The organism is Ideonella lacteola (genome assembly GCF_038066555.1).
GTDB classification, from domain to species: domain Bacteria; phylum Pseudomonadota; class Gammaproteobacteria; order Burkholderiales; family Burkholderiaceae_C; genus Ideonella; species Ideonella lacteola.
This window is the reverse complement of sequence record NZ_JBBUTG010000045.1, coordinates 1-11,864: the sequence shown is the minus strand read 5'-3', so window position 1 is coordinate 11,864 and position 11,864 is coordinate 1. Positions and strand designations below refer to the sequence as shown.

Sequence of the window (11,864 nt, the reverse complement as noted above, 5' to 3'; positions counted from 1 at the left end):
GCCGCCGAAGGACGGACAGCCCACGCCGACGATGAAGCCGGCCCCCAGAAACCGATGACATGTCGCTGAGACTTCACAAGCCTGCTGCCTTCTGATGCCTAACGTTCGACGTAAGGGGCTGGCCGCAGGCCAGTCCCCTTGACGGAGGGGTTAGCCGGCTGTGCATTGAGCAAGCCAGCGTTTGATGCAGTGTGCCACCGCTGGCCCGGCTGTTTCACTTGGCTGGCCAGGCGCCGAAGACATTGAACAGCCTCATCTTGCTCGCCGGGCCGCGGCGCCGAACGAAGGGCTGTTTCTGACCCGCTGACCAGGCACGGCGACCTTGGCCTCACAAGATGACTGCCAAGATGTCTTTGGTATTCCTCATCCGATGAACAACCAAGCTCACGACCGCGGGCCATGCCACCAAGCGGCAAGGGTGTGGCGTGGGGCAGACTCGTTCGGCACCGCGCCGCACGCTTGACGCGGCTTGACAGGAGGCACCAGTTCAGGACGACCGTGGCGACATGAGCAGCAGGCGAAGCCTGTTGCGACCTTGGACGGAGAGCGTGACGGCCGGAGCGCTGCGCCGAGGTGGCCAAAAAGGCTTCGCACCGACTTTGCACTTCGCCTCCCTCAGACGGCTAACGTTCGACGTAAGGGGCCTGCCGAAGGCAGGTCCCCTTGACGGAGGGGTTAGGCATCGGCGTCATTTGACGGGTTCGAGGTTGGCTTGAACGCTACCCCTTTTGACAGATAGTGTTGGTTGTAGTCGGTGACTGCCGATTCGAGACCCATGTCACCCGACTCCATGCGTGAGATGTAGTACTCCCAGAAGTCACCTGTGTTGGCCATCTTCTGGAAGAGTGCCGGTTTGAGTGCAAAGAAGGCGTCCTGCACACGGGTTGTGGTCTTTGGCTTTGCCTGACGAACGTGTGGACCGACATAGGAAAGAACGGTGCCGGCGAGGCGAACACAATCAGCCGCAGACCGCTGACTGATTTGACTTTGGGGAGTTGTCACCATCCTCCGCTCGGCGTGAATGTCGGTGTACATGGATGCCTCTCGCCCAAAGCCAAGGTTGACCATGATGTTGACGAAGTCCATGACCTCTTCGCGAAGGTTGGGCGCAGCCTGCAGCCAAGGCGAAAAGGCATAGGTGACCTTTTGCGAGTGATCCTCGAACAAGAGCTTCAGTCGGTGGGTAACGGCGGGATCCCTCAGGTTCCGACCGAGCCCTTCAAAGGCTTGAACAGCCTTTCCCGCCTCTTCAATACTCGACGCCGACAGGAAATACGCCCGTGCTAGATGACCGTGAGCCAGCAGAAGGGCGGCCTCCTCCAGCAGCGACTGAGCGTTTGCCAGTGCTGCATCTCGGTATTGACCGAGCAAGTCCGCGGTCAGCTCGTAGTCGCGATCTTTGATGGGCATGGCACCCCTTGTTGATGCCTAACGTTCGACGTAAGGGGCTGGCCGCAGGCCAGTCCCCTTGACGGAGCGGTTAGGCAGAGCGGCCAGAGCACCGAGATGCCTGGAACGCGATGCCACGACCGACATGTATTTCATGCCTGGCAGGCAGGCCAGGCGCGCGTTGGCGGAGCAAGAGACTTGCATGACAAATGCTATGACGCCGGCCGGCCGGACGAGACGAAGGAATTCAACTGCCTTGGCAAAGCGTTGCAAGCTTGCCTTGGCAGAGATCGCCACAGAGTACCACCGGCGGTGACCAAGCAGAGCGATTCCAGCGACTGTGGCGTGCTGCTGCGGCCACCTACATGTGCCCAAGCTGACTTGAATACGGCTGGAGTCGCCACGGCCCGTGCGCTGGCCGCCGAAGGACGGACAGTCCACGCCGACGATGAAGTTGGCACCCAGAAACCGCAGACATGCCGCTGAGACCTCACCAACCTGCTGCCTTCTGATGCCTAACGTTCGACGTAAGGGGCGGCCCGCTTGCGGGACGTCCCCTTGACGGAGGGGTTAGCCGTCACGGCGTGAGAGGGCCGAGAGCTCATGGATCGGAGGTTGACAGAACGGAACTTGATGCTCAAGGGTTGCCCGAATAGAAGGGCCCTGGGCCACTAAAGTGGAGCCCGGCGGATTTGATTGAAGCTATTCGCAGAGGACAAGCCGCGACGAGGATGAGACCAACCAGAGAGGCGGCGGCAATAGACGCCACAAATAGGACGCTCGCTCCAAACCACAGCGCCAGCACAACACCAGACCAAGTAGCCGCTTCGAACATGAGTAGACCTGGAACGAAAACCCAGGCAGGGACGAAACTGTGTAGACCGCAAGCGCTACAGGTGGCCGGGCGCTCTTCGCTAGACCGAGCAAGCTGAAGCAGCTTCAACGACTTGGCAGCGCAGTGTGGGCAACGGCGCATCTTGATTGACGGCTAACGTTCGACGTAAGGGGCCTGCCGAAGGCAGGTCCCCTTGACGGAGGGGTTAGCCGTCACGACGGGTGAGAGCGGTGACTTGAACACGGAGGCTGATGCCTCGAAGATGGCCACAAGGCTCAACTTACCAGATTACCGCCGAAGGCTTGCCGACCTGCAGCCTCTGGCGCGTAGTGAACATGCACTCGCTCGGGCGGGAGCGACAGGCAGCCGGCTACTGCATGAGTGACTTGGCGGACCTGCTCTGCGAATGCTTGGCCGACCGGCCAATGGGCTTGAAGGACCGTGACAAAGGCCGGCAACTGCTCAGCGCCTACCTCACACTCGTTTTCTGCATAGGCAGATGACGGCAGAAAGCGAACTCGTACCCACGTGCGACCCGGCGAGCTGCCGAACACGTTGCCAAGTGCTGATGCGAGAGCCGCTGCCGAGACTGGCGGCGCGTCTCGCACGCTCGCACAGACCAACTCGACATCGACGATTGGCATATGACGGCTAACGTTCGACGTAAGGGGCTGGCCGCAGGCCAGTCCCCTTGACGGAGCGGTTAGGCAGAGCGGCCAGAGCAACGAGATGCCTGGAACGCAATGCCACAACCGACATGTATTTCAAGCCCCGAAGCCAGACGACGCAGGGGCTGACAAAGCAGAGTGCTTGCATGACAAGTGCTACGACGCTGGCCGGTAGAGAAGAAGGACTTCAGCTACCTCGGCAAAGCGGTGAAAGCTTGCCGTGGCAGAGATAGCCAACAGAGTACCACCGGCGGTGACCAAGGAGGGTGATTCCAGCAACCGTGATGTGCCACTGCGGCCGCCGACTTGTGCCCAAGCTGACTCGAATACGGCTGGAGTCGCCACAGCCCGTGCGCTGGCCGCCGAAGGACGGACAGCCCACGCCGGCGATGAAGCCGGCACCCAGAAGCCGTTGACATGTCGCTGAGACTTCACCAGACCGCTGCCTTCTGATGCCTAACGTTCGACGTAAGGGGCTGGCCGCAGGCCAGTCCCCTTGACGGAGCGGTTAGGCACGGTGGCCAGGGCACCGAGATGCCTGGAACGCAATGCCGCCACCGGCATGTATTTCAAACCCGGTGGCCCGACGAGCCAGTGGCTGGCAAAGCAGAGTGCTTGCATAACAAGTGCTACGACGCTGGCCGGAGGAGACGAAGGATTTCAACGACCTCGGCAATGCGCTGAAAGCTCGCCGAAGCGAGAGATTGCCCACAGAGTACCACCGGCGGTTACAAGGAAGAGCAATTCCAGCGAGCGTGGTGTGCTGCTGCGGCCACCCATATGTGCCCAAGCTGACCTGAATACGGCTGGAGCCGCCACGGAACGTGCGCGGGCCGCCGAAGGACGGACAGCCCACACTGACGATGAAGCAGGCAGCCGACATTCGTGGATACGCTGCTTCGGACACAACGGTCAGCCCCTGACTTCTGATGCCTAACGTTCGACGTAAGGGGCTGGCCGCAGGCCAGTCCCCTTGACGGAGGGGTTAGGCAGAGCGGCCAGAGCACCGAGATGCCTGGAACGCAATGCCAGAACCGGTATGTATTCCTTAACAGCTTGCCAAGCGCGCCAACCGCTGATGGAGCAAGGTGCTTTCATGAAAAGTAGCACGAGGCTGACCTGACCAGACAAGGGATTTCAGCTGCCTTCACCAAGCGAAGAAAGCTCGCCTTGGCAGAGATGGCGCACAGCGTACCACCGGCGCCGACCAAGGAGAGCGATTCCAGCAGCCGCGGTGTGCTGCCGCGGCCACCCGCATGTGCCCAAGCTGACTGGAATACGGCAGGAGCCGCCACGGTCCGTGCGCTGGCCGCCGAAGGACGGACAGCCCACGCCGACGATGAAGCAGGCGCCCAGAAACGGTAGAAATGTCGCTAAGACTTCACCGGCCCTGCTGCCTTCTGATGCCTAACGTTCGACGTAAGGGGCTGGCCGCAGGCCAGTCCACTTGACGGAGGGGTTAGGCATCGCCGACGCCTCGGAATGCAACAGCACGCTTCCACTCAGGCGCCCGGCTGAGATGTTCAAGTATCGGATCGTTGTCCTCTACATGTCCTCGCACAACCCGTATGCCAGCTGGGCCTAGGACGACAACCGCCTTCGAGAACGCAGCTGCAACAAACTCTGGTCGAATTTCATTCTGACCTGCCTCTGGGAAGGAGCGCATGTAGACGAACAGTTCGTACTCTGCCGGCCCTTTAGCGGCTGCGGAGACCCAATCGGTTGCGGATGCCACGACAAACCACTCGTTGAGTATGTGCAACCCGGCGTCACTCGACCCAAGCAGCTTTGCTGCCCAGATGAGTTGAGACGCAACCTCACTGGCATTGGGTATTCCGCTCTTAAAGAGCATCGACGGCTGCGTCGGCGCCCAATCCAGCGCCGGCGGGATGACCTCGATTTCGCCGTACCGCTCACTCATGTGATGCCTAACGTTCGACGTAAGGGGCCTGCCGCAGGCAGGTCCCCTTGACGGAGCGGTTAGGCAAAGCGGCCAGAGCACCGAGATGGCTGGAGCGCAATGCCACAACCGACATGTATTTCATGCCCGGTGGCTACGCGAGTCGTGCGTTGGTGGAACAGAAGACTTGCATGACAAGTGCTGCGACGCTGGCCTGGAGAGAAGAGGTATTTCAACGGCCTCAGCAGAGCGCTGAGGTCTCGCCGTGGCAGCGATTGCCGACAGAGTACCACTGGCGCTGGCCAGACAAGGCAACTTGCAGCCTCGGCATGCTGCCGCGGTTACCCACATGTGCCCACGCTGACCAGAATACGGCAGGAGCCGCCACGGCCCGTGCGCTGGCCGCCGAAGGACGGACAGCCCATGCCGACGATTGAGTTGTCACCCAGAAGGCCCGGCCATGCCGCTGCGCTCTCACCCGCCTGCTGCCCTCTGATGCCTAACGTGATTTAGACGTCAACGCTGGACTCCACATGTGGAAATAGATATCCAGATGTAGGGATGAAGGCGAAAACGTTGTGGTCATAGGTGGATATTTTGCGCGACGCACCAAGGTGGCGCAAGCCGGCTGTTCCCGGAGGGCCTAACGTTCGAGGTAAGGGGCGGCCGCAAGTGGGCGAAGCCCGCTTGTGGACGTCCCCTTGACTGAGGGGTTAGGCCGCATCGCGATCAAAGTGCCTCTGGTAGAAGCCCAAGTACCGTGTGTTCACTTGAAGACAAGTGATCTGCGCATACTTTAGCCGCTCAGTCTTGGTTGACCACCTTCCGGTACCGGTGAAGGTGTGAAACTCAACTTGAGTCGCTGTTGCTCTGATTGGGCGGCCAATCGCGAACTCCGGGGAGGGGCCAAGCTCCCGCTCCAGAATCATGAGAGGGTAGTGATCAGAAAGCTGCTGAATCAGCGACTTCCACCCCTCCAACTGCAAAGGCATAGGAGCCTGAGTTCCAGCCTGAATGCCTTCGCGTTTCAAGAGGCGCTCTTGAAACTCATCGGTTTCGGTTCGCCTGACTTCCGTAATGTCTGATCGACGTAGAACAGTGAGCCCATCAAGCTGGAAGTCGCAAAGATACTCGAGAGCCACCAAGTTGTCGGAAAGGCCCACCAGAAAGCCTTGAATTCCGAAGTCGTCGACATCGCGTCGTCGAACGGAAACGAGACTTTTCGTCTTGAGGTAGGCGGGTAGTGTTTGCATCTTGAATGCGGCCTAACGTTCGACGTAAGGGGCCTGCCGAAGGCAGGTCCCCTTGACGGAGGGGTTAGGCCTCGGATCAGCCAAGGACGTGATTGAAGACTTCATGCGCCTACCCTGAAGTATTTGAATGCCATGAAGGCGACGAAGACGAAAAAAACCAACCATAGTTGGCGTTGTCGATTGCGGCGTTGGCGAGCGACCTCTTCGGCTGTTGATGTGACCGATGGCCATAGCGCAAGGAGCGCGGCAATAGCAGCAACAAGAGGCGCAAAACAAGACCAAGGAAGCCAAGACAAGAACTGGATGGAAGTCACGGCAGCTGCAACGAATGCAGCTTGGACCGTGACCAATGAAAGAACAGTTATCGCTTGGCGCTCATAGGACAACAGACCACACGAGCGGCAGGCTGCAGGCGACCAAGGAGTGGAGGAGATCTTCTCGCGAAAGGCGAGGCCGAGCTGCTGACAATGAGGACACCTTAGCATGGCGAATTCTGTCCGACCCTTGGAGGCCTAACGTTCGACGTAAGGGGCGGCCGCAAGTGGGCGAAGCCCGCTTGTGGACGTCCCCTTGACGGAGGGGTTAGGCGTCGGGATTGAACGGAGTGTCATCTGCGCCAAACTCGAAGAACGGAGTAAATGGAATGGCAGCGGCGATTGCTGCAAACGCCACAGCCCACCAAATGCCTACGCCCCCGAAGTATCGAAGAGCGGCGACGACCAGTGCAAACATTGCAAGAGAACCTAAGATGCGCATGTGCAGACCTGAAACTCAATGTGCAAAGCTTAGAAACTGTTCCTTGAGTGACATGGCCTCTTCCCAGGACGAAGCGGAACACCACCAAAGTAGCCGCGCCTCGGGGGACAGAAGCGACCTAGCCGACTCATTGTCGGTCGGAAAGAACGAGTAAACGCCGGACTCGACCCATAGTTCGTAGCGACGATGGCTTTCGCTTTCCATGAGACGCCTAACGTGATTTAGACGTCAACGCCGGACTCCCCATGTGGATATAGATATCCAGATGTAGGGATGAAGGCGAAAACGTTGTGGTCATAGGTGGATATTTTGCGCGACGCACCAAGGTGGCGCAAGCCGGCTGTTCCCGGAGGGCCTAACGTTCGACGTAAGGGGCTGGCCGTAGGCCAGTCCCCTTGACGGAGCGGTTAGGCAAAGCGGTGGGAGCACCGAGATGCCCGGAACGCGGAGCCACAACCGACATGTATTTCAAACCCGGCAGCCTGACGAGGCCGTGACTGGCAAAGCAGAGTGATTGCATCACAAGTACTACGACGCTAGCCGGAAGAGAAGAAGGGCTTCAGCTGCCTCGGCAAAACGCTGAAAGCTTGCCTTGGCAGAGATTGCCCACAGAGTACCACCGGAGCTGGCCAGGCAGATCAACTTGGGACCTTGGCATGCTGCAGCGGCCACCCACATGTGCCCAAGCCGACTTGAATACGGCTGGAACTGCCACGGCCCGTCCGCTGGCCGCCGAAGGACGGACAGCCCACGCTGACGATGAAGCTGGCACCCAGAGACCGTGGACATGTCACTGAGACTTCACCGGCCCTGCTGCTTTCTGATGCCTAACGTTCGACGTAAGGGGCTGGCCGCAGGCCAGTCCCCTTGACGGAGGGGTTAGGCTTCGCGGTGGAATCTGCCACTAGCCTTTGATGTTAGGGTGTTTGAGATGAACCGTTGGCGTGGGCGAACGCCTTGCTTGGTACGCTTAAGTCCACTAGTGCCAAACCCGCCAAAGAATCAGGGCCAGAAGAGTCACGATCAACCATCCTATTAGCTTGAGGCGAGGAAGGCTGTACCGAAGGTGTATTTCGATCTCGTCCAGCGTGTCACGCATTGCGGCGACCTGTCGAATCGGATCGCGCTTCTCGGCTTCGTGTTCGAACCGGACTTCGTCTGAATCGTCTGACATGGGTTCACTACGGGGCATCGGAGGACGTATGACTTGACGCCTAACGTTCGACGTAAGGGGCTGGCCGCAGGCCAGTCCCCTTGACGGAGGGGTTAGGCAAAGCGAGTGGGGCACCGAGATGCCCGGAACGCAATGCCGCAACCGGCATGTATTTGAAGGCTGGTAGCCAGACGATGCAGTGACTGGAAGGACAGAGTACTTGCATAACAAGTGCTACGACGCTGGGCGGCAGGGACGACGGATTTCAGCGACCTTGGCAAAGCGCTGGAAGCTTGCTCTGGCAGAGATGGGCCACAGAGTACCACCGGCCGTGACCAACGAGAGCGGTTCCGGCGACCGTGGCGTACTGCTGCGGCCACCCACATGTGCCCAGGCTGACTTGAATACGGCCGGAGCCGCCGCGGACCGTGCGCTGGCCGCCGGAGGACGGACAGCCCACGCTGACGATGAAGCTGGCACCCAGAAACCGTAGACATGTCGCTGAGACTTCACCGGCCCTGCTGCCTTCTGATGCCTAACGTTCGACGTAAGGGGCCTGCCGCAGGCAGGTCCCCTTGACGGAGCGGTTAGGCAAAGGGGCCAGAGCAGCGAGATGCCCGGAACGCGAAGCTACAACCGACATGTATTTCAAGCCCGGTGGCCCCACGAGGAAGTGACTGGCAAAGTAGAGCGTTTGCATAACAAGTGCTACGACGCTGGCCGGACAAGACGAAGGATTTCAGCTACCTTGGCAGAGCGCTGGAAGCTTGCCGTGGCAGATGTGACCCACAGAGTACCACTGGCGCTGACCAGGCAGAGCAACTTGCGGCCTTGGCATGCTGCCGAGGCCGCCCACATGTGCCCAAGCTGACTTGAATACGGCTGGAGCCACCACGGCCCGTCCGCTGGCCGCCGAAGGACGGACAGCCCACGCTGACGAGGGAGTTGCCGCCCATAAGGCTCGGACGTGCCGCAGTGCCTTCACCAACCTGTTGCCTTCTGATGCCTAACGTTCGACGTAAAGGGCTGGCCGCAGGCCAGTCCCCTTGACGGAGTGGTTAGGCAGAGCGGGTAGAGTGCCGAAACACCCGGAACGCAATGCCACAACCGACATGTATTTCAGGCGCGGTTGCCAGACGCGGTGCGGGCTGATAAGGCAGGATGCTTGCATGACAAGTACTTTGGCGCCGGCAAGGCGAGACCAAGGATTTCAGCAGGCTGGGCAAAGCGCTGAAAACACGCCTTGGCAGAGATGGCCCACAGCGTACCACCGGCGCCGACCAAGGAGAGCGATTCCAGCAACCGTGGTGTGCCGCCGCGGCCACCGACATGTGCCCAAGCTGACTGGAATACGGCGGGAGCCGCCACGGTCCGTGCGCTGGCCGCCGGAGGACGGACAGCCCATGCCGACGAAGGAGTCGGCAGCCGGCAAGCGTGAATGGGCGGCTTTGGACTCACCAGTAGGCTCCTGCCTTCTGATGCCTAACGTTCGACGTAAGGGGCCTGCCGAAGGCAGGTCCCCTTGACGGAGGGGTTAGGCGTCGGGGTTTGCAAACTGACCTTGGAAATCTTCATGGCTCAACGATTTGCACTGACTCAGCGTGACTCAAAGCCTCATTCACAAAGCGCCTGAAGGCTACTGAGGCTACTTCGTTACTTACGAGATGATCGACGAAGTGGAAACCGTCATGCTCAATTTTGAAGTTGTAGATCTCTGTCATTGAGGGCCCATCGATTGGGCTTGGAAGCTTCTTGAAAAGGCCAGACGGATCGTAGCTTTCAGGAACGCAGAACTTGATCTTGTATTCGATTCCAATTACGACTCCGGGTGGATGACTGCGATCCTTCGGCGACGCCTAACGTTCGACGTAAGGGGCCTGCCGTAGGCAGGTCCCCTTGACGGAGCGGTTAGGCAAAGCGGCCGAAGCACCGAGACGCCTGGAACGCAATGCCCCAACCGACATGTATTTCAAACCGGTCGGCCAGACGACGCAGGAGCTGACAAAGCAGAGTGCTTGCATGACAAGCGCTACGACGCTGGCCGGACGAGACGAAGGATTTGAACTGCCTTGGCAAAGCGCTGCAAGCTTGCCTTGGCAGAAATGTCCCACAGAGTACCACCGGCGGTGACCAAGGAGATCGACTCTAGCGACCTTGATGTGCTGCTGCGGCCACCCCCAATGTGCCCAAGCCGACTTGAATACGGCTGGAACCGGCGCGGACCGCGCGCTGGCCGCCGGAGGACGGACAGCCCATGCCGACGATTGAGTTGCCCCAATGAAGGCTCGGACAGGCCGCTGAGACTTCACCAACCTGCTGCTTTCTGATGCCTAACGTTCGACGTAAGGGGCTGGCCGCAGGCCAGTCCCCTTGACGGAGCGGTTAGGCAAAGCGAGCGGGGCGCCGAGATGCCTGGAACGCAATGCCACAACCGACATGTATTTCATGCTCGGCAGCCATACGCGGCATACCTTGGTGGAGCATGAGACTTGCACGACAAATGCCACGACGCCGGCCCAACGAGACGAAGGATTTCAACTGCGTTGGCAAAGCGCTGAAAGCTTGCCTTGGCAGGGCTGGCCCACAGATTACCACCGGCGGTGACCAGGGAGAGCGATTTCCAGCGACCGTGGAGTGCTGCCACGGCCACCCACATGTGCCCAAGCAGACTTGAATGCGGCTTGAGCCGCCACGGCCCGTGCGATGGCCGCCGAAGGACGGACAGCCCACGCTGAGGATGAAGCAGGCACCCAGAAGCCGCAGACACGTCGCCGAGACTTCACCGGCCCCGCTGCCTTCTGATGCCTAACGTTCGAGGTAAGGGGTGGCCGCAAGTGGGCGAAGCCCGCTTGTGGACGTCCCCTTGACTGAGGGGTTAGGCATTGCTGGGTTGCTCACAAGTGTGGCTGCCGCACAGGAAGCTGAATGCCCGCAGCGGTGCAAGCAAAGTGCGTTGCCACACCAGCGATGACAAGAAAGGCGCCTGCGGCAGCGACTAGGGCTGCGCCTCGTAGCCGCTTTGCGAGCAGCGCGAAGACGGCAGAGAGAACTAACCAATGGACTATCGTCAACGGCAAAGCAAACGGCCAATCAAGGTAGCGATGAACTCCGACTGGCGAGGTGTGGACCCAATCTCCGGCAAAGAAGTACGGATACAAGCGGGCGAGAGCGGGTACCCAGAGAAGCGCAATGACAATGCCAAGTTGGGGCAGAACAAAGCAAAGAACTATGAGGAACAGGGGAAACAATGCAGCCACCGCCAGCATTGCACCGAATGCGGTAACAGGAAACTTGGAAAGGGCAATGGCTCTGAAATGCATGCGATGCCTAACGTTCGACGTAAGGGGCTGGCCGCAGGCCAGTCCCCTTGACGGAGTGGTTAGGCACGGCGGCCAGAGCACCGGGATGCCTGGAACGCAATGCCACAACCGACATGTATTTGAAGCCCGGTGGCCCGACGAGGCAGTGACTGGCAAAGCAGAGTGCTTGCATAAAAAGTGCTACGACGCTGGCCGACCGAGACGAAGGATTCCAACCGCCTCGGCAAAGCGCTGAATGCATGCCTTGGCAGAGATCGCCCACAGAGTACCACCGGCGGTGACCAGGGAGAGCGATTCAAGCGACCGTGGCGTGATGCCGCGGCCACCTACATGTGCCCAAGCCGACTTGAATACGGCTTGAGCCGCCGCCGACCGTGCGCTGGCCGCCGAAGGACGGACAGCCCACGCTGACGATGAAGCCGGCACCCAGAAACCGTAGCCATGTCGCTGAGACTTCACCAGCCTGCTGCCTTCTGATGCCTAACGTTCGACGTAAGGGGCTGGCCGCAGGCCAGTCCCCTTGACGGAGGGGTTAGGTTTCACGCGGCGACAGAACAAAGTAGCGTTCCTTTCCAGAACCCAACGAGAAG

At 59.9% G+C, this 11,864-nt stretch carries 4 protein-coding genes; all 4 read right to left on the bottom strand.

The window, feature by feature from the left end; all coding sequences use genetic code 11:
* Positions 1-675: 675 nt before the first annotated feature.
* Positions 676-1,410 (bottom strand): AbiV family abortive infection protein, encoded by a 735-nt coding sequence (locus AACH06_RS29510; protein WP_341429408.1) that lies wholly within the window; start codon positions 1,408-1,410, stop codon positions 676-678.
* Positions 1,411-4,351: 2,941 nt separating this feature from the next.
* Entirely contained in the window at positions 4,352-4,813 is a 462-nt protein-coding gene (locus AACH06_RS29505) for a hypothetical protein (RefSeq protein ID WP_341429407.1), read from the bottom strand.
* A gap of 692 nt (positions 4,814-5,505) precedes the next feature.
* On the bottom strand, positions 5,506-6,045 hold the full coding sequence (locus tag AACH06_RS29500) for a hypothetical protein (RefSeq protein WP_341429406.1): 540 nt from the start codon (positions 6,043-6,045) through the stop codon (positions 5,506-5,508).
* Positions 6,046-10,848: 4,803 nt separating this feature from the next.
* Positions 10,849-11,274 carry a hypothetical protein gene (locus AACH06_RS29495; protein WP_341429405.1) on the bottom strand — a complete coding sequence of 142 codons (426 nt, stop codon included), beginning with the start codon at positions 11,272-11,274 and terminating at the stop codon, positions 10,849-10,851.
* Positions 11,275-11,864: the final 590 nt, after the last annotated feature.